A 20,150-nucleotide genomic window follows, 5' to 3' on the forward strand; every position below is an offset into this window, starting at 1 on the left:
GTGCCGCCTTCTACTTGCTGGAGACGAGCACGAGAGCCACGTCACCGTTGGAGGCGGCCTGGGCGAGGGCGGCGGCCTTGTCGCTGTCGACGCTCACGGTGTACGCCTTGTTGGTGCTGCTCGTGATGTCCCCGCTGTTCGCGTCGGGCACGCTGGTCACGGTGGCGCGGTCGACGATCAGCGAGTTGCCGCTTGCGGAGGACGAGGACGACCCGGAACCGGAACCGGTGCTCGAACCGGTGTCGCTGGCTACGCGGTAGGCGGCGACGATGTCCCCCTGCTTGATGCTGCCCGGGAACTGGCCGGCCTTGAGGGAGAGACCGACGAGGGCCTTGCCCGGTGCGATACCGGACGCACTGCCGAACATCTCACCGACGGCGACGGCGCCGGCGGGAATGGCGCTCAGGGCCTTCAGCTGCTTCAGGGCGTCCAGCTGCGACCACTCGACGTAGTGGATGCTGCTGTCCTTCGCGACCATGACGGAGGTCACGTTGCCGTTGTTCACCGACCCACCGGCGGGGATCGGCTGCGTGACCTTGACGACCTCGATCCGGTCGCCGACCTGGAGCACCAGCATGGTCGCGCCCAACGCGCCCACCAGGATCAACAGCACCGCCAACGCGGCCAACGCCGGTTTGCGCTCGCGAGGAGGGGTGGGAAGCCGGTCACCGACCGACGGCTGAGCCGGCACCGCGGAACGTCCCGCGCCCGCCCCCGTACGCTCTTGGATCTTCACGCAACAGCTCCCCGTACACCCAAGAAATTGCCTACCAATATGGACACTTCACACTTCCCGACCACTGACCCCGGGTTGCGACCGGCGGGTTGTCCAGCACAGAAGTGAGTGTCAAGCCATGGCACCGTATCAGCCGCACATAAGCCCCTCAAGGCGCGTCCTGACTCCTGGACCGCACCGCGCACACCGTTATCCACCTGCAACTCAAGGCGGGTGTTCCCCAGTTGGACACGGCCTCGGAACCCTCGGCCACCTGTGCGTCAGTGAATCCGGCACCGCCCCGACATCCCACCCGTACCGGGACGTTCATCACGTGCCGCCCATGAGGCCTGCACGATTCGCTCACGAAGCCTTTGAGCCACCGTGTCATGATCTTTGCCCGTCCGCGGTCCGGTCCGCGGTTCATCCGATCGTGACGGTCCTGGCCAGTTCGTCGGTCAGCGCGCACAGTTCGTCGGTCCGGGCCACCGCCCGCCAGGACGTCAGCAGCACCAGCCCCCACCCTTCGTCCGGCACGATCCCGTACGCGCAGGTCTTCAAGACAGTCCCCGTGCCGTCGCGGTCGGTGTCCTGAACGTAGGCGTGGCGGACGCGGACCGCGGGGCCGGCCGGGAGGTCGCGGAACTCGGCCTCGGGTGGGCGGAAGGAGATTCGCCGTGATGGTGGTGAGGTAGCGGGCCAGGAGGTCGGCCGTCATCGTCGGGTACGTGTCGTCGGCGAGCAGCGCCGAGAGCTCGATGCGGGCCAACTCACCCCGGCGGGGCTCCGGGACGTACGACAGCGCGGTGACGGGGCCGCGGGTGCGGGCGTCCGTGGCGGCCTCCCGGAGTTCCTCGGCCAGGGCCGGCACCAGCCCCTCGTCGTCCGTCCGCGCCCGGGCCGCCTGCGCCGCCCAGGCCGCGAGGTCGACCGGTTCCCGTACCGGCAGGCGGACGGCGTCGTCCGGCGCCTTCAGACGCACGGTCGACGAGGAGAACGGGGGCATCAGGCCATTCATCGCAGGGTGCGGGCGATGGAGTCGAAGAGGCCGACCAGGGCGTCGGCGAGCGGCTCCATGGGGGTGGAGAAGGACAGCAGCAGCCGCTGGTCGGCCTGCGGGACGGCGAGGTAGACGTCCAGGTGAGTGACGGTGAGCTTGTTGCCGTCCGCGTCGTCGGGGGCGGGGCGGCGGCGGTAGAGGTGGCGTACGGCGGGACCGGCGGGGAGGTCGGTCATGGTGACGTCCTCACCCCGGGCGCCCAGGGAGAGCGCGATGTCGGACAGCTCGCCGGCGGCCGTACCGGGCGGGGGCTTGAGCAGCGTGACGACGAGTCCGGCGGACACCGGTATCTGGCCGAGGAGTTGGTTGACGACGTACATCTCCACCCCGCCGTTGGCATGCGCCGCCTCCGCCTGCGCCCGCATCCGCTCCGCGAGCGCCGCCTTGAGCTGCGGGGTGGCCTTCGTACGGCGCAGGCCGCGGTTGACGAGTTTGTCGATGCGGTGGGGCCAGCGGTCGAGGTCCAGGACGACACGCTCCCAGCCCTCGGGGACGGCATTGCTTTGCCGAAGTGAAGACTTGGAATGGCGCCGACGGGATCTTGAGGGGCTCTTGAGGGCCGTTTGACCTCGACTTTCCCCGCCCGGCCTATCCTCGATCGGGTTGCCATGAGCATGTCGCCGATGCTCGGGTCACGGGGGGTGGGAAACAGTGGCGATCAACCTACCGCACTGGCTGGCCGAGGTGATCAACGTCCTCGGTTTCGACTGGCCGGAGATCGACGAGGACCAACTCCGCGAAGCCGCTCGGCATTTGCGCAAATACGCGCACGACGCCGAGAGTTCGCACGATCGCAGTCACAAGATAGTGACCGGTGACCTCCAAGAGGTCTACGCGGCCCAGTCCTACACCGCTCTGGCCCAAGCCTGGGCCGGTCAGTCCAGCAAGCACATGAAGGAACTGATCGAGGCCTGCCGGATGCTGGCCACCGCTCTCGACGACGCGGCCGTCGGCGTCGAGGTGATGAAGGACAAGTGCATCGTCCAACTCGGCATCGCGGCCGGCGAACTGGGGATGGACATCGCCGCCAGTGCGGTCACCCTCGGCCTGTCCGATCTCGCGGCCGCCGCCGAGATCGAGATCCAGCAGCGGCTGATGAACGGCATCATGCAGAACTTCGAGCGCGAAGTCGTCTCGATCCTGGTCGGAAAGATCACCGGCCCGATCAAGGAGAAGATCGACCGCTCCGTCGAGAAGCTGTTGTTCGCCGAGATCGCCCACGAGGCGCTCGGCGGCCCCGCGCCCAGGATGAAGCTCGACTACGACGGCATCCTCGGCCACGCAAACACGATCAAGGGCGAGTCGAAGGCGAATCTCGACGGCGGCCGCACCCTCCGGCACCACACCGGGCACCTCACTTTCAAGACGGGATGACGCGGCAGGCGTGAGCGAGATAGTCAACAAACTCGTCAAGCCGGTGGTGGAGATCATCGACCACATCGGCGAGCACATCCCGAAGGCTCTCGCCAAGGGCCACCACCGGGTCGCCGACCACCTGCACACGGTCGTGAAGGAAGCACGCAAGACCGACGAGCGCCTCGCCCAGGAGGCCGGCCACCTTCCCAGGACCCACGGCCCGCACGCCGGTCACGGCCACCCCGGTGCCGAGGCCGCGACGGCCGCCGCCGCCCACCCGAAGCTCGACAAGCTGCGCTCCCTGTGGTCCCGCACCTTCGGCTCCCGCCACTGCAAGAACGACCCCGTGGACGTGGCCACGGGAGAGATGGTCCTGCCGGTGACCGACGTGTCCCTCCCCGGCGCCCTCCCTCTCACCCTGACCCGCACCCACCTCTCCAACTACCGGCACGGAGGCCTCTTCGGGCCGTCCTGGGCGTCCGTTCTCGACCAGCGCCTGGAACTCAGCGCGGACGGTGTGGAGTTCGTGTCATCGGACGGCATGCTGCTGCTCTACCCGCCGCCCACCGCCGACGGCCCCACCTACCCCGTCCTCGGCCCCCGCCTACCGCTCACCTGGAGCGGCGAACCCAACACCCCGATGCTCATCGGGGATTCGGGCAGAATCCTCGCCTTCGACCAGGCCCGCCCGCATCCGGAGCGACCCGGCTCGATCGTGCTGCGCCTGGTGAGCATCGAGGACCGCAACAGCCGCCGTATGGAGCTCGAGTACGACGAGGACCGCGGCCTCCCCTCCCTCATCACCCACCACGGCGGCTACCGCATAGCCGTCGACCACCACCCCAGCCTCCCCCGCGTCACCGGCTACCACCTCCTCGACACCGAGGGCCCGGGCACCAGTACCCTCCTCGCCCGCTACGGCTACGACGAACTCGGCGACCTCACCGAGGTGTTCAACTCCTCCGGCGTACCGCTGCGGCACACCTACGACGCCGAGCACCGCATAACCTCGTGGACGGACCGCAACGGCAACCGCTTCTCCTACGAGTACGACGCGGCGGGCCGGGTGATCCGCACCGGTGCCGACAACGGCCTGATGGCCTCGACCTTCGCTTACTCGGAAGACGGTCTGACCACCCTCTACACCGACTCCCTCGGCCACACCACGACCTGCGTCCACAACGACGCCTACCGTCTGATCCGCGAGACGGACCCGCTCGGCAACACCACCCACCAGGAGTGGGACGCCGACAACCAGCATCTCGTCGCCGTTACGGACCCGCTGGGCCACACCACTCGCTACACCTACGACGCCCACGGCAGCGTCACGGCCGTCGAGGACCCGACCGGAGCGGTCACCCGCATCACGTACAACTCCCTCGGCCTGCCGACGGAGTTGACCGACGTCTCGGGTGCCGTCTGGCGCAGCGAGTACGACGACCGCGGCAACCTCCTCGCGACAGTGGACCCGCTGGGCGCCCGGACCTCGTACACCTACGGCGAGTACGGTGACATCGAGGCCGTCACCACCCCGCTCGGCGCGGTCCAGCGCTGCGAGACGGACGCGGCCGGCCTGCTGCTGTCGGTGACGGACGCCCGCGGCGCCACCACCAGCGCCGTGCGCGACGCCTTCGGCCGTATCGCCGAGGCGACGGACGCCCTGGGCAACACCATCCACGTCGGCTGGACGGTGGAAGGTCTGGTCTCGTGGGTGGAACGCTCCGACGGGCGGCGCGAGTCCTGGGAGTTCGACGCGGAGTGCCATCCGGTCGCCCACACGGATCCCGGCGGCCGACGGGTCACTCAATCCCCTGGCCAGTTCGACCTGTTGACGGACACGACGGACGCGGAGGGGACGTCGTACGCCTTCGAGCACGACACGGAACGCCGACTGGTGCGCGTGCTCAACCCCCTCGGCGACGCATGGACCTACACCTACGACCCGGCGGGCCGCCTGCTGGAGGAGACGGATTTCGACGGCCGCAGGATCCGCTACACCTACGACGCGGCGGGCCGGATCGTGTCCCGCACCAACACGGCGGACGAGACCCTGACCTTCACCCGCGACGCCCTCGGCCGCCTCACCTCCTCCACCGCCGACGACGAGGTCACGACCTATGAGTACGACATCGCGGGAAACCTGATCCGGGCCCGCACCGCCACGTCCGACCTGCGGCGCGAGTACGACGCGGTGGGCCGCCTGCTGTCGGAAACGGTGGACGGACGGACGGTGCGGGTGGAGTACGACGCGATGGGGCACCCGATCCGTCGGACCACCCCCGCCGGCACGGTCTCGGCCTTCTCCTACGACGCGACGGGCCTGCCCACCGCTTTCGACATGGCCGGCAACCGCATCGCGTTCGGCTTCGACGCACTGGGCCGGGAGACGAGCAGAGAGCTCGGCAGGGGGCTCAGCCTCCACCAGACCTGGGACGGAACGAACCGCCTCACCGCCCAGCGGCTGACGCACGACGGCAGCGAGGTCCCGCTCCGACTCCGCAGCTACTCCTACCGGGCCGACGACTTCCTCACGGAGATCGACGACCTGACCACGGGCGCACGCCGGCTGAACCTCACCCCCTCGGGACGCGTCACCACCGTCACGGCCCGCGACTGGAGCGAACGTTACGCCTACGACGCCCTCGGCAACCTGACGCACGCTGAGACTCCGCTCACCGAGTCCCCGGACGACACCGCCCGCACGTTCACCGGCACGGTCCTCACCCGCTCCGGCCGCACCCGCTACCGCTACGACGCACACGGCCGGGTGATCCGCGCGACCACCCGCCTGCTCTCGGGCGGCCGCCGGGTCCGGCACTACCGCTGGAACGCCCAGGACCAGCTCGCCGAGGCCATCACGCCGGACGGAACGGTCTGGCGCTACACGTACGACGCGGCGGGCCGTCGTATCGCCAAACACCGCCTCGACGAGTCGGGCGAAGTCGTGCAACAAATCACCTTCACCTGGTTCAACACGACGCTCACGGAGCAGACCGACGAGACCGGCCGCTCGGTCACCTTCGAGTACCTGCCCGAGACATGCGTCCCCCTGGCCCAGCTCACCGCGGGCACCGACTTCCACGCCGTCCTCACCGACCCGGTGGGCACTCCGACGGAACTGGTCTCACCCGAGGGCGACATCGCCTGGCAGCACCGCACGACTCTTTGGGGCGAACCCCTGCCGGTCGGCGCCAGCCCCAAGGCCGACTGCCCCCTCCGCTTCCCGGGCCAGTACGCGGACCCGGAGACGGGCTGGCACTACAACTTCTTCCGCCACTACGACCCGGCGACGGCGCGCTACACGACGCCCGATCCACTGGGGTTGGAGCCGGCACCGAACCCGAGCGCGTACGTACCGAACCCGACGGCTCAGGCGGATCCGCTGGGCCTGGGAACGCAGTACCGGACGCTGCCGGGTTGGAAGGACGGCAACCCCGTCGACCCGACCTGGGGCGGCCGCGTCACGCACACCACCGGGGCCAACGGGCGGCCCGAAGGGGTCGTCGCGGAGATCCACAAGGACATGCTCGGACAGATCACGGGTCCGCAGCTCGCCGGCAGCAGGATTCCGGGCTGGCAGAACGGGATCGGGCTGGAACGCACCCACCTGCTCGCCGCGTCCCTCGGCGGCTCCAACAAGGACGTCGAGAACTTCATGGCGGTGCACGCCCGTGCGAACGCGCCCGTCATGTACCACTACGAGCGCCAGGTGGCCAAGGCGGTGCAGGATGGCCATGTCGTCAAGTACAAGGTGACGCCGCTCTACAACAGCCCGGACGACACCAGGCCCCACAGCATCGCCATCGAGGCCACGAGCGAGAAGGGGTTCAAGTTCACGCCCTACCATGCGGACGCGAAGACCAGACGGGCGCTGCGGAAGGATCCGGACAAACACACCAACCGCATCGTCATCCCCAACACGGCTGACAGCTGCGTTTGAGACGACGACGGCATCGACGGACAATGACAACCTTCTACTGGGAGTATCAAGGAATGAACGCGACGCTCGAGGCCCTCATCCGGCTTGCGCCACCGCCGGCCCAGCCGCCCACCGGCGACTGGGAACCGGTCGAGACCGCCCTGCACCGCGAACTCCCCGCCGACTACAAGGCCCTCGTCGACACTTACGGTTCCGGAGCCTTCTGCGGCTACATCGAACTGCTGGTCCCCACCGATGTACGAAAGGCCTATGACATCGTCGCGTACAACGACGGACGCAGCGACTTCGCGGCGGAGATCTGGGAGGAGGAGGACGAGCAGCCGGAGGAGTTCAGCGACGACCTCGGCTACGAACTGATCGCCTGGGCGAAGACGATCGACGGCGACACCCTCAACTGGCTGGCCCACCCCGACCAGAAGCCCGCCTCCTGGCGCACCCTCCTCGTCTCCCGGGACGTCACCGAGGCCTGGGAGCATTACGACACCCCGGCCCCAGCGGTCCTGCTGGGCCTCCTCACCGGTGACATCGCCTCGGGCATCGTGGTACCCGACCGGACGCACGTCACGTTCGAGGCCTACGCATAGCGCTCGGCCCTGCGCGACAAACGGTCCGCAGAACGGTCCCTGCTCGAACTCGCACCCCTGGCTGCCGTACCGATCGTCACGCACGGAGCCAGTGCCTCATGCGTCGATGTCCCCACCACGCTCCCGCCCGAGAACGCAACCCGATAGCGAACCGAAACCCTGCGGCAGCAGCGGATGCGCAACGCGAAGCCCACATGACGGCAACCCGCTGGAAGGCGGATCAGGACCCAACCCCTCACACAACGCCCTCCCCTACGTCCCTACTTGCCCAAGTCCGCAGGGAAGTTCGCTCTGGCGAAACCAGGAACCCCACCGATACCGTTTGTGCCCTTGACGTACTTCAGTCTCACGGGGAGTCCACCACAGTGAAGCGCCGCACTTTGCCCGCTGCCGCCGCGCTCACCGCAGCCGCAGCCCTGCTGCTGACGGCTTGCGGGGGCGGGAGCGACAACTCCAAGGCCAACGACAAGATCGCGGGAGCCGACACCGGCAACACGAAGACGTCGGCATCTCCGAGTCCGTCCGCTTCGAGTAAAGCTGATCGTCCAAAGATCAGCTTCCCTTCCTACGCCAAGAACGTCTTCGAAGACCAGAAGACTGGCGACACGACGAAGGACGCGGTCCTCGCAGACAGCGCCATGAGTGTCAACTCGATGGACGATGCAATCTTCAAGGGGAGCACAGCCGCAGAGGCTCTCGGCTTCTACAACTCAGGCAAGGCACTCAGCTCGGCGATCACGTTTGTGCAGGGATACATCGACAAGAACGACACCTGGATCGGCGAGACCCGCTACTTCGACCGCAAGGTGACCTTGTCAGGAAACAGTCAGGCCTACGTCACGTACTGCTCTGACGAGAGCAAATCGTTCCTGAAGAACAAGAAGACCGGAAAGGTCGACAAGACGCCGACGACGGCTGACAGTTACGTGCTGTATCACACCTCGCTCTCCAGGAATCATCAAGGCGTCTGGCAGACCACGGACATCGTCTCGAACCGGGGGGACAAGGCGTGCCAGCCGTAAATCAGTTGGCGAGGGTCGCGACCGCATTCTCGTTGGTCTGTATTCCCCTGCTCACCGCGCAGGCGGCCTACGCCGGCGGCCGCGGTGACGCCGGCACTGCCGGACAGACCCAAGAGACCGGAAATGCCAGCGACGACGGAACCCTCTCATCCAAAGTGGGAGTCATCGTCTACGACCGTTCCAAGAACGGTTCCGGCAGCTCCGTAGGCCCCGTCACCTCCACCACCCCCTGGACCCCTCCGGCCTGCTGGTACGCCCCGAAGTACACGCCCGCGGCGCTCAAGGCGTACCTGGAGCCGATCTGGGAGGCCGGCTCCACGGGCGACCAGTGGGACTCCGAACAGCGCGACAGGTACGTCAACGGCCACCCGTACAAGGACTTCAACCAGGACAAGACCGGCGACGGCTACTGGTGGGACTCGTACGTCAACGAGAGCTTCCCGCCCGGTTGGGACAAGTGCACCGAGCCCATCTTCTGGGTGGACAAGGGCGATCCGCCCCCGGCCAACGTAGAGAACGCCGTGACGCCGAAGATCCTGGCCGAACTCGCCTACAACGAGATCCGCGTCCCCAGCACCAAGGTGACCCTCGCCCCCGCCAACGCCACCAAGGTCAACCTGCCGACCTGGGCATGGCTGGACGGCGCCCAGTTCAAACCGGTCTCCGTCACCGCCTCGATCCCCGTGCTCGGCATTTCCGCGACGACCACCGCCGAACCTGTCTCCCTCAAGATCGACCCGGGCACGACAGATGCCACGACCTACCCGGCATCGGGCGTCTGCCAGCTCAACGGCGGCCGTATCGGTGAGCCGTACGCCAAGGGCAAGGCGGACGAGACACCGCCCTGCGGCGTGAAGTACCTCCGCTCCTCGGGGAACGGAACGTACCCGCTCAAGGCCACCATCACCTGGAAGATCAGCTGGACCGGCTCGGACGGCACCGGCGACGACCTGCCCGACGGCACCTTCGGCGCCACCCAGGACGTCACCGTCCAGGAGATCCAAGCCGTCAACCGCTGACGGGATGGGCGGCCGCCTCACCCCGGCCGCCCACCGCCGTTGACGGACCAGGCGGACAGACATCAAGGGCCTCACCAAGCTCCAGCAAATCATCCCCCATACACAACCCAAGCAAGCTCCAAGAGTTTGCTGTCGCGTTCGATCGCATCCGCGTTCTACGTAAGATCATCAGGGCTTGTTTTCGGCCCCGGACCGCCCTGTCGGCCCTTTCGCTCCAGCGAAGCGGGTACGGCTCGACCGGAGCGCAGGGTTCCGTCCATGTCCCCTGTCCGAGTCATCCGAAACGCATCGTGAGTGATCATCGTGAGTGACCTGCGGCTCGAAGACACGGTCTTCCAGGATCTGAAGAAGACGTTCTCCTCCATCAGCGATCGCATGGAGGCCACCCGCCGCACCCTCAAGAACACCGACGCCTCGGCGGTCGGCGAGGGCAAACTCGTCGACGACGTCCACGACTTCGCCGACGACTGGGCCTACGGCATCAAGCAGCTCGGCAAGCACACCCAGGGCGCCGTGAAGATGATCAACAAGATCGGGGAGAGCTTCGGCAAGCTCGACCTGGACCTGGCCGAGTCCCTCAAGGCCCCGAAGCAGAAGGGCAAGTGACGTGGCGGGTCAGCGGCCGACATTCCCACACATAGGTTGGGACCCCACGCCGGGAAGCGTGGAGGACACCCGGGATCTGGCCAAGCAGATCGGCAAGCTGGCGGGTGAACTCGGCACGGCGCTGGGCGAACTGGAACGCATCGAGTGCGGCGCCTGGAAGGGCAAGACCGCGATCGCCTTCACCGAGTACATCGGCAAGGACGTCACCCCACTCATACGCCAGAGCCACGACTCCTTCGACAAGGCCTCCCGCGCTCTGCACCGGTGGGCCAACGAACTCCAGCACTTCCAGGAGCGAGCGGACAGACTCGAGAAGTCCGCGGGCGAGAAGCTCGACGCCCAGTCGAAGGCAGAAGCCAAGGCCGACGGCAAGGGCAGCGACGATCTCGCCAAAGCCTCCAGCGCCGTGGACGGTGTCATCCAGAAGGTCCACGAACTCGAGGACGAGTACCGTCAGGCCGCCCGGCAGATCAGCAAGGAACTCGACAAGGCCGGCGACATCGCACCGGACGAACCGGGATTCTGGGACAAGCTCGGGAACGGAATCGCGGACGCGTGGGACGCCACGGGAAAGTGGCTGGAGGAACACGCCGACGCGATCAAGCTGGTCGGAGACCTGCTCAGCGATCTGAGCGGCGTCCTGGGCATGCTGGCCATCCTGACCGCGCCGTTCGAACCCATCGGCGCGATCTTCGCCGCAGCGGCAGTAGTCAGCAGCGGCCTCGCGCTGGTGACCCACCTTGTGGCCAAAGCTGCCGGTGCCGACGTGAGTTGGGTGAACATCGGCTTCGACGCTTTGGGCTCCATTCCCGGAATCAGCGCCTTCGCCAAGGGCGTCAAGGTTGCCGACGGAGCGGTCGCCGCGGCCCGTGCGGCAGAACTGGGCGAGGGTTTCAAGGGAGTCAGCACCATCGGCCGGAACATAGTCGGCGTCGGCGACAACGTCGCGGGCGCCATGAGCTTCGCTGTCAAGGGGCGGACCATTGGCCTGTTCGGCCTCAAGGCCGGCGGACACATCTCAACGGAGGGGGGCATCATGAACCGCATCAGCCTCCTTGCCGAGAAGAACATCCGCAACGGCCAGTTGCTCGGCACCGGTGGCATTCCGGGGCTGAAAAAAATCGACTCGATGAGCAATCTCGGCCGGGGAATCGACGCCGCCATCAAGATCCTTCCCAAGGCGTTTTCCATCCCGTCCCACATCGGCGAGATGATGAACCCTGGGGACCGCTTCCAGGACTCCGCGACAGCGCACTGAAAGGACACGGGCTGTGGACTGGTACCCGCCTCCGGGTGAGAGCCTCCTCGTGCGGGCCAACGTCGCTTTTGCCACCGGGCTGGCACCGCGGGTGGCCGGTCTCCGCTCGTTCCGCGACACCGAACGGCGGGACATCGAAGCCGAACTGACCGGCTGGCCTCCCGGCCCGGGCTTCACCCCTCGGGGCAAGGCCGACCAAACCGGAGTACGTGCCCTGGACATCGCGCTGCTCGGAATCCCTCGCTTGATCAACATGATCGGGAACATCCATGCGCCCAGCGGCCGCCTGGTCGACGAGCCCGGCAGCCCGGGCAAACCTCAGGAGCCCGAGAACGAGGTGGACGATTTTCCCGTCATGTGGGCGGCAGAAGGCACCATCGCCCGAACGCTGCCCTGGCAGCTGGACCCGGCCCGTCAGCCCAAGAGGTACCGTACCGAGCTCGTGCTGACCGATCAGCGACTGATCATCCTCGGTGTGGACGCCTCCGCTGGGCTGGCTCCCGCCGACGAGCTGTGGCAGGTTCCCAGAGGGTCCGTCAGCGCCATCGACCGATTGGCGTACCCCGCCAACGGATCCGATGTCAGAATCCGCTTCGCCGATGGTTCCTGGACGCGATGGAAAGTCGGCGACGTGGCCAAGTTCGTGGGTCAGTTCCGAGGAGAGCGCGAACGGGTGACCGAGGGTGCCCTCACTCCTCAACAGCGTGAACGCGTCGCGGAATTCGTGGCAGATCCTCCGCTCAGTGTTGTCCGCTCGGTCGGTACGGTCCTGCCGGTCACGGAACCTCCGTCCTTGGACCGCTTTGCCGATGGCACAGTGGCGGTCGAGTTGCAGGTCCCGCTGTCCAACGGCACGGTCCAAGTCCTGACACGCTACCTGTCCCCGTCCGGTAAGGACGTGATGCCGAAAGAAGAGAGCACGTGACGGAAGCAGTCCAGCTGGCCGCCACACAGGACGCACAGATCATCCCGCCGATGACGTTCGTCGTCCCGGAGGGTGTCCATGCCCTCCCGGTGGATGCCTCAGCGGCAGAACGGCCCACGGCCGCCGCCGAGTTCGTACGCGGCCTCTATCCGGGCGGTGACGACTCCCTCTGGCAGTCCGCAGCGCCCTTCTACGAACTCCTGACTGAGGCCATGGCAACCGCGGGTCTCGCGTTCTCCGCCTTCGGCCTGTTCGCTCTGGACACCAGGGGCGTCGCTCACTGCGCCTTCACTGTGGCCGCCTATGCCTCCGACCACACAGACCCTGACATCGCCGCGCAGGGCATCCTCGCGACACTGTCGGCCGACCCGATGAACGATGCCCGGTGGCTCGACCTGCCCTGCGGCCCGGCCGTCTCGCGCATCACGCTACGTGAACTCGCCCTCAGCGCCGACATCACGGCGAGCGGCGAGCCGGCCACACTCCTCACCGGTCAGATCCAGGTCCACATACCCTTCCCGACAGGACCTTTCACCGCAGTTTTCACCATCGACACGGCTGCAATGGAGTACTGGGGAGAGTTCTGCGACATGACGACGGCTGTACTGCAGACGGTCTCGTTCACCGATCCCGCGATCGATGCAAGCGCAGCGTGAACTGAAGCAAGGCAGAACTGGCGAACTGACAGAACTGGCGAACCATGGACTGGTACCCCGACCGCGACGAGGATCTCCTGATCCGGACCTCAGCCGTCTTCGCCACCGGTGTCGCCCCCGCCGTCGCGGGTTCTCGATGGTTCCGGGATCCCGCTCGCAACGACATCCAGGCCGAGCTGGCCGACTGGCCCGAGGGACCGACCTACTCCCTGCACACGACCGGGGACCGCGTCGCCCGCCGCACGGGCCGTGCCTTCCTGGTCGGAATCCCGGTGATCGCGAACATCATCGCGAACATCGGCGGAGCCCCCGGCTCACCCTTCGGCGACGTGCAGGTCCGCGGCAAACCGGAGGAACCGGAGAACGAGGTCCAGGACTTCCCGGTCATGTGGGCCGCGCCCGGCACCCTGGCCCGTACGGTCCCCTGGCAACTCGACCCCGCGCGCCGCCCCGACGGATACACCACCGACCTCGTCCTGACGAGCCGGCGCCTGCTCTTCCTCGGCACCCGAAGCGGCACCCTGGACAAGGCCGACGAACTCGCCGAGTTCCCTCGCGACGCCATCGCCCACGCCCGGCAGATGAAGTACAGCGACGTCGAAGCCGATGTACGGCTCACCTTCACCGACCAGTCCTGGATCCGCCTGTTCACCGGCAACCCCGACACAGCCGAGCGCCTGTGCCAGTTGCTCTCCGGTACGGTCCGCACGATGCCCGAAAGCGAACTGTCCACCGGCCAACGCGACCGCCTGGCCCGCTTCCTCACCCAACTCCCCACCGGCGCCCAGCCCCCACTCCTCACCCGCCTCCCGAGCGGCATCGTGATGGTCGAGGTCCAGGTCCCCTCCAAAACGGCAAAGGACGTCCACGAAACCCACTCGATCCTGATGGGCCCATCCGGAGAAGCGGCCAAGCCCAAGCCGGGTGACCTCTGACGGCCGCAGCACGGCCGCACACGGGAGGCGGAAGTCTCGTCAGCCTTCCGCCGACCATCGGCATGGATCGCTGCTGCGTAAACCGGCCGGAAGCCGCACCACTCGTTCAGGCAAGATCGCGGTACACGTCACACCCTCCAGTGCCCTATCTGCCCCTAATTGCTCGCGTTTGCTGAGAAGTTCACAGTGGCGAAACGTAGGCCCGCGCAGATACCGTCTGTACTCTTGACCAAGTTTTTGTCCTGCAGGGGTCCCGATGGAGCGCTCTTTGCCTGCCGTTGCCGTACCGGCCACGACCGCAGCCGAGTCGCTTCTCCACGGAACGGGCCCTGAACGGGGAGAGGACACCGGCACGTGGCTGACCGGCTCGCCGTGGACGGCGGCGAACTCGCACATTTCATGAAGCTCTTGAACAAGTCCAGCACCTCGTTGAAAGGCCTTCGCAAGGCGCTGAGCAATGCGACCGTCACAGGCCTGGGTACGGACGACCTGGACTCGGCGTGCGAGGACTTTCAGGACGACTGGAAGTACGGAGCCGAGGAGATCGGTAAGCAGACCGAGGATCTCGCCAAGATCATCGGTCAGAGCAAGAGCAGCTATGAAGAGGTGGACAAGGCGCTGGAAGAGGCCCTGAGGAAGTCCGCGCACGGTGCCTCGAAGGGCAGGAAATGACGTACGCACCAGGGGTGGAGCAGTCTCCGTACGCCAACTCTCCCGCAGCCCGCCAGGGACGCCTGCCGCAGGGACTGCAGTCCTCTCCGTCCATCCCCAATCCTGACTGTCCGCATCTGGGCTTCAATCCGACCCCAGGGGACACAGGCACGGTCAACGATCTCTTCAAGAAGCTCAGCAGTTGCGCCAAGGTGCTGGAAGAGACGCACGGGCTGGTCACGAAGCTCATGGACGGGAGTTACTGGAAGGGCGATGCGGCTGTCGCCTTCCGCGAGCAACTGGAAGGCGGCCCCCTTCCGCTCAATCTCAAGAACGCCGCACACTCCATCCGGAAGGCTGCTCGGCATCTCAGCAGCTGGGAGGGTGAGCTCGAGGAGTTTCAGCGTCGGGCAAGGAAGCTCGAGCAGGAGGCCAAGGACGCTCAAACTGCCGTTGACGCGGCGAAGGGGCATGCCGCGACAGCCAAGAACAACCCGGACCTCCACGCCAAGGGAAGCGAGCGCGACAAGGCGCAAAAGAGCCTCACCCATGCCAACACCGCGGTGACGGAAGCCCAGGCCGAGCTCGACAAGATCATCGGCAGGGCCAAGAAGCTCGCCGAGGAACACGAGGAGAAGGCCCGCTACCGCGCCGGCAAGATCCGAGACGCCACGAAGAAGTTGGCGCCGCACGAGCCGGGTTGGCTCGATGAATTCGCCGATTGGTTCACCGAGAACCTGCCGGACATCCTGAGTTTCACCGCGGGGGTCATCGGCCTGGTGGCGCTGTTCGTGGCGACAGGGGGTGTGGCAGCTGCCGTTCTGCTGCTCACCGCGGCAGCGCTGAGCGCTACTGCCCTGACCATGCGACTGTCCGACTCCGAAGTATGGGCTTCCCTGAAGGATGGCTTCACGAAGGGCGAGTTCGATTCCGACTTCTGGGGCAATTTCGTCAGCGTGACCGGTGACGCTCTCGGGATGTTCCCGGGCGTAGCCGCTGTGCGAATGGGAGTTCGGGGGACCGTCAACGCCCTGCGCGCCGGCGAGGACGTGGTCACCCTCGGGAAAGTGGTGACGACATTCGGCAGCGAAACCATGAGCCAGGCAAAGGCGATCGCGGGCCTCGGAAATCCCGCGCTGAGCTTGGTCGTGCGGGGCGCACGGGACGCGGCGCGAACTGGTGAGATCGTGGAAATCACATCGGCTTCGGTCGGTGTCGCAACCGCCGGTTATGGCCTGGTGTCCAGTGCCGTGGACGCATTGGACAACGATGGAGTCAAGGACAGCAGCACCGGAATCGACGGTGTGCGGAGCATCCTGGACAGCGGCGCGCTGATCGACCTTGCACGACATGTGTTCTGAAGCCTGAAGCCACATACAAGAGAGACTCACATGGATTCAGTAGACCACCGTACGGCCTGGGAGCACCCGCCCACCAGGCGTGCCTGGGGCAAGCAGTTGGCGATAAACGTGGCTGCCTTCTTCGCTTGGACTGTGTCGGTGTTCGCCCTTTTGGCTGTCCTGGCTGTGTTCCTGGGCCCCGGGTACGCGATCATCATCGTGCCGTTTCTTGTGTACAGCTTCCACAGAGCCTTCCTGCAACTCTTCATCATCCCTTGGGTGTTCCAAATGAGGCGAGTCCTGCGGGCGTACCCCTGGCAGCTTGTTCGGGAAGCGTCGTACGGCCTCGCCAAACGGACAGATGTCATCGGCCGACAATTCGGTTGGTTCGAGTTCCCCAACCCGGCACGGCCGGACGAGAAGCTTCCCCTCGTCTTCTCCCGGCACTGGGGAGTTGGTTGGTGGCATCGTCGTATGGCCCCTCGCGCCGCGTCGGAAATCAAGGCCCAGATCGGCGTTGTGTGGTTCGCGGGAGATCCCCGTTTCATCGGAGTGATCGCCGCACCCTCTGCCAACGGGACGATGCCTCGGCGATTCCGTTTCCTGCATCAACAGACGCCGGCGGTCGGGGGCCTCTCGGTCACGGACTGGGGAGCCACCGACGACGACATCGAACGCGGTCGGCGCGCCGGGGTACGACCCGCCGGCATGTGACGTGCCCTCCCTGACAACAACGGACCTCACATTCATGAAGCCACGCGTCGTCATCGATGATTCCGTCAACGACCCCAATACCGGTATCTGGTTCGCCGTCCCTGGCGGCTTCACCGAGCTACCGCTCGATGTGCTCCTCGCCCCTCCAGCATCCGCCGAGGCAGGCCAGCTCAGAGAAGCGATCACTCCGCTCGTGGAGGCGATTCCCAACGACGTCACGCGCCAGCAGTTCATCGCTCAGCTGGCGTCAGGACAGCAACTCCTTCGTGCTTTGCGCGAGGTGGGTACTGTCCATTGCTCACTCGGCGTGCACTACGACGACGTGGGGGCAGGCGGCGGCCGGACCCTGCACTCCCTCTTCACGGTGTCCTGGCGGGACATCGCCTGGTCCCCCCGGTCGGTCAGCGCGGCACGGGCCGTGGCGGCAGCTGAGCAACACTCCAACATCGAGTACTTGGACCTGCCGAGTGGGCCGGCGTCGATGGGCGAGACCGTACGGGCGCCTTCACCTGGATCGGGCCTTCCGCCGACTCCTCTGCTACAGATCCACGCCTACCTCCCTCACCCGGATTGCAAGCGCATGGCAGTACTCATGCTGAGCACCACCGAGGTGGAGCGACGATCCGAATACCGCGCGATCCTGCGCCAGATCGCCGAGTTGACGAGCTTCGAGTCTCCACTGGCCGGGGCACCGAAGAACTAAGAGCTCATCGCAGCACTGGGCCGCCACGTCGAACTACCAGAAGAGGACATCCAGGCCATCGAGGAGAGCCGCGTGGGCCCGACGCCGGCTTCGTGGACCACCGCGCCCGAGTCAGCCGCAGGGCCCCATTCCGCTCACACCGTCTCCCCGCTTCTCTGACTTCCTGGACGGCAACGCATCTCGCCTCGTCCGTCCGTACGTCCCGGACCAGGCCGGACACCGCCGCCACCGCGAACGCCGCCGGGCAGCCGGTCTCGCGACGCTCGGCATCGACGTAGGCCCGAAGCGCATCCATGGCGTACGCGTACCGGCGGCCACCCGATGACACGCCCCGCGACGCGGATGTGCACCCGCTGCGAACGCATCACGGCCGAACCGGTCCTGGTCCTCGAGGTCCACGCCGCCACAGGCCCCGGCTTCGACGTTTACGCGTGCCCAGAGTGCGCCACCCACTACCCGCCCCTACGCGACCCACTCGAACTCCTGGAACCGCCCCACCACCGCTCCCGCCTGACCATCGGCGTCTACAAAATCGCCGCGCCGAACCAGTGCCGCGCACGTCGGCATACCCGCCCTGCGCCTGCGCGAGGTGCCGCGGACGGCGATAGCGAAACGGAATTTCCAGATCGACGACGGCTCCGGACACCTCACCCCTACACGTTCGGGGCCGCCGCCCGTTGGAGCACGATCAGGACACGGCAGACAGCCCAGCCCGACCGTTACACCCCCAATTGCACAAGTTCGCAGGGAAGTTCGCTCTGGCGAAACCAGGAACCCCACCGATACCGTTTGTGCCCTTGACGTACTTCAGTCTCACGGGGAGTCCACCACAGTGAAGCGCCGCACATTGCCCGCTGCCGCCGCGCTCACCGCAGCCGCAGCCCTGCTGCTGACGGCTTGCGGGGGCGGGAGCGACAACTCCAAGGCCAACGACAAGATCGTAGGGGCCGACACCGGCAGCGCGAAGCCGTCCGCTTCGCCGAGCACGTCGGACGCCGCAGGGGACATCAAGCGTCCGTCCATGAACTTCCCCTCGGATTTCGAAATGGTGTTCAACGACACCAAACCGTCCGACACCCAGGCAGCTGCGGCCCTCAGTGACGCCGAGAACTTCGTCCGAGCCGTCAACTACGGCATCGTCCAGCAGGACCCGGAAAACGCGGCATACAAGTTCTACTCCACGCCGGGTGGCACCGCCCAGGCATACGCCAAGAAGCAGATCAAGCAGTATGTCGACGGCGGGTGGACCGTCACCGGGGTCCAGCGTTACTCACGCTCCAAGGTCGACATGACCAGCGACGGCAACCGCGCCTCGGTCTCCTTCTGCGACGACGACTCGAAGTTCTACGGCAAAGAAGTCAAGTCCAAGAAGATCCTCAAGACCCAACCCAGCGACAAGGACTACTACTTCTTCGAGATCGTCATGACAACCTCCAAGGAGGCCAAGGGTCTGTGGACCGCCGAGGACATCGAGGTGCAGACGGAGGCCACGCAGTGCAAGGCATGAAGCACCGCGGCCTCAGTATTGCCGGGCTCACGGTTGCCGTACTGGCCGTCTCGGCGCACAGCTCGTTCGCCGGCGGCCCCGTCGACAAGGGCACGACGGAAACCGACACCAGTACCGGTCTTGCAGACAACAAGCTGTACGCGGCGATCTCCTACGACACTTCGAAGAACGGCTCCGGTTCGTCTGTAGGCCCTGTCTCAGTCACAGGGAGTTCCTGGACGCCACCAGCCTGTTGGCTGGCACCCCGTTGGACGGCGAAGCAGTTCGAGAAGCAGACGGAGAACGAGTACAAGCAGGTCTCGACCGACCCCAACCAGCCGGAGTACGCAAGGCATGCCACGTACGACTTCCGGCAGATGTACAAGGACGGCGAGTACAAGAACTACAACCTCGACAAGCAGGATGAGGGAATGTGGTGGGGAGCCGTCGAGAATCCGAACGCACCTATTCTCGAACGAACTGCTTGCAACGCGACACTCCCCTTCTGGGCTGAGAACGGTGAGACTCCGAAGGTCAAGAACGCCATCTCACCGGAAATCCTGGCGGGGTTGGCCTACGAGCAGATCAAGGTCCCGGGCACCAAGGTGAAGCTCGCTCCCGACGGCACCACCAAGGTCAACCTTCCCACCTGGGCATGGCTGGACAAGGGCATGTTCAAGCCCGTCTCCGTAACCGCATCAATCACTGCTCCCGGCCTGAACATGCAAGCCACCACTGTGGCCAAGCCCGTCTCACTGAAACTCCAGCCCGGGACTGAGGACGCCCATACCTATCCCGGATCCGGAGAGTGTGCGATCAACAATGACGGGGCGATCGGAGAGCCGTATGCGCAGGGCAAGGCCAACGAGACCCCGCCCTGCGGCATCGAATACCTGCGGTCCTCTGGCGATGGCACGTTCAATCTCCAGGCCACAGTGACCTGGCAGATCACATGGACCGGCACCGGCGACACCGGCGGCGACCTACCTGACGGCACCTTCGGCAACAACCAAGCCGTGACCGTCCAGGAGATCCAGGCTGTCAACCGCTGATGATCAGGGTGGGCGGCCTGGGTCTCGCCGCTGGGAAACGCTGGGATCTTCACGGAGTCTCGGCAGGGTGCCTGAGGGGCTCCGGGCACGTTCGAAGCGAAGGCCGCGACTCCTACGCTCGCGCCCCT

19 protein-coding genes are annotated in these 20,150 nt (G+C 66.2%); 16 read left to right on the plus strand and 3 right to left on the minus strand.

Features of this window, described 5'->3' with window-relative positions; genetic code table 11:
• Positions 1–10: 10 nt before the first annotated feature.
• From MKW14_RS30655 to MKW14_RS30665, 3 genes are all read right to left on the minus strand, one after another.
• Positions 11–736, minus strand: coding sequence for a hypothetical protein (locus tag MKW14_RS30655; RefSeq protein ID WP_240868015.1), 726 nt, complete (start codon positions 734–736; stop codon positions 11–13).
• A gap of 402 nt (positions 737–1,138) precedes the next feature.
• Entirely contained in the window at positions 1,139–1,276 is a 138-nt protein-coding gene (locus tag MKW14_RS30660; RefSeq protein ID WP_240868017.1) for a hypothetical protein, read from the minus strand.
• A 453-nt stretch (positions 1,277–1,729) separates the two neighbouring features.
• Positions 1,730–2,140: a hypothetical protein gene (locus tag MKW14_RS30665; RefSeq protein WP_240868020.1), complete on the minus strand. Its 411-nt coding sequence runs from the start codon at positions 2,138–2,140 to the stop codon at positions 1,730–1,732.
• 286 nt (positions 2,141–2,426) lie between these two features.
• On the opposite strand from MKW14_RS30665, the gene MKW14_RS30670 reads away from it, so the two are divergent.
• The 16 genes from MKW14_RS30670 (at position 2,427) to MKW14_RS30745 (ending at position 20,022) form a co-directional block, all read left to right on the plus strand.
• Positions 2,427–3,149, plus strand: coding sequence for a WXG100-like domain-containing protein (locus tag MKW14_RS30670; protein ID WP_240868022.1), 723 nt, complete (start codon positions 2,427–2,429; stop codon positions 3,147–3,149).
• Positions 3,150–3,159: 10 nt separating this feature from the next.
• On the plus strand, positions 3,160–7,071 hold the full coding sequence (locus tag MKW14_RS30675) for a DUF6531 domain-containing protein (RefSeq protein ID WP_240868024.1): 3,912 nt from the start codon (positions 3,160–3,162) through the stop codon (positions 7,069–7,071).
• A gap of 53 nt (positions 7,072–7,124) precedes the next feature.
• Positions 7,125–7,655, plus strand: a complete 531-nt coding sequence (locus MKW14_RS30680; RefSeq protein WP_240868026.1) for an SMI1/KNR4 family protein — start codon at positions 7,125–7,127, stop codon at positions 7,653–7,655.
• Positions 7,656–8,020: 365 nt separating this feature from the next.
• Entirely contained in the window at positions 8,021–8,677 is a 657-nt protein-coding gene (locus MKW14_RS30685; protein ID WP_240868028.1) for a hypothetical protein, read from the plus strand.
• Entirely contained in the window at positions 8,665–9,696 is a 1,032-nt protein-coding gene (locus tag MKW14_RS30690; RefSeq protein WP_374116613.1) for a hypothetical protein, read from the plus strand. The genes MKW14_RS30685 and MKW14_RS30690 overlap by 13 nt, the downstream gene beginning before the upstream one ends.
• A 303-nt stretch (positions 9,697–9,999) precedes the next feature.
• Entirely contained in the window at positions 10,000–10,302 is a 303-nt protein-coding gene (locus MKW14_RS30695) for a hypothetical protein (RefSeq protein ID WP_240868030.1), read from the plus strand.
• Positions 10,303–10,360: 58 nt separating this feature from the next.
• A complete protein-coding gene (locus MKW14_RS30700) occupies positions 10,361–11,560 on the plus strand; it encodes an enoyl-CoA hydratase/isomerase family protein (RefSeq protein ID WP_240868033.1) in 1,200 nt (399 codons plus the stop codon).
• Positions 11,561–11,573: 13 nt separating this feature from the next.
• A complete protein-coding gene (locus tag MKW14_RS30705) occupies positions 11,574–12,485 on the plus strand; it encodes a hypothetical protein (protein ID WP_240868035.1) in 912 nt (303 codons plus the stop codon).
• Positions 12,482–13,141 (plus strand): hypothetical protein, encoded by a 660-nt coding sequence (locus MKW14_RS30710; RefSeq protein ID WP_240868037.1) that lies wholly within the window; start codon positions 12,482–12,484, stop codon positions 13,139–13,141. The genes MKW14_RS30705 and MKW14_RS30710 overlap by 4 nt, the downstream gene beginning before the upstream one ends.
• Before the next feature lie 44 nt (positions 13,142–13,185).
• Positions 13,186–14,076, plus strand: coding sequence for a hypothetical protein (locus MKW14_RS30715; RefSeq protein ID WP_240868038.1), 891 nt, complete (start codon positions 13,186–13,188; stop codon positions 14,074–14,076).
• 354 nt (positions 14,077–14,430) lie between these two features.
• Positions 14,431–14,748, plus strand: a complete 318-nt coding sequence (locus MKW14_RS30720; protein ID WP_240868040.1) for a DUF6317 family protein — start codon at positions 14,431–14,433, stop codon at positions 14,746–14,748.
• A gap of 14 nt (positions 14,749–14,762) precedes the next feature.
• Complete coding sequence (locus tag MKW14_RS30725) at positions 14,763–16,088, plus strand: putative T7SS-secreted protein (RefSeq protein ID WP_240868044.1); 1,326 nt, start codon at positions 14,763–14,765, stop codon at positions 16,086–16,088.
• Positions 16,089–16,118: 30 nt separating this feature from the next.
• The gene (locus tag MKW14_RS30730) at positions 16,119–16,781 is read left to right on the plus strand and encodes a hypothetical protein (RefSeq protein WP_240868046.1); all 663 of its coding nucleotides are present in this window, start codon (positions 16,119–16,121) and stop codon (positions 16,779–16,781) included.
• A gap of 34 nt (positions 16,782–16,815) precedes the next feature.
• The gene (locus tag MKW14_RS30735) at positions 16,816–17,484 is read left to right on the plus strand and encodes a hypothetical protein (RefSeq protein ID WP_240868049.1); all 669 of its coding nucleotides are present in this window, start codon (positions 16,816–16,818) and stop codon (positions 17,482–17,484) included.
• A gap of 832 nt (positions 17,485–18,316) precedes the next feature.
• Complete coding sequence (locus MKW14_RS30740; RefSeq protein WP_240868051.1) at positions 18,317–18,991, plus strand: hypothetical protein; 675 nt, start codon at positions 18,317–18,319, stop codon at positions 18,989–18,991.
• Positions 18,988–20,022, plus strand: a complete 1,035-nt coding sequence (locus tag MKW14_RS30745; protein WP_240868066.1) for a hypothetical protein — start codon at positions 18,988–18,990, stop codon at positions 20,020–20,022. The genes MKW14_RS30740 and MKW14_RS30745 overlap by 4 nt, the downstream gene beginning before the upstream one ends.
• The last annotated feature ends 128 nt before the right edge of the window (positions 20,023–20,150 follow it).

Origin of the sequence: Streptomyces gilvus (genome assembly GCF_022513565.1) — a bacterium.
GTDB lineage: Bacteria > Actinomycetota > Actinomycetes > Streptomycetales > Streptomycetaceae > Streptomyces > Streptomyces gilvus.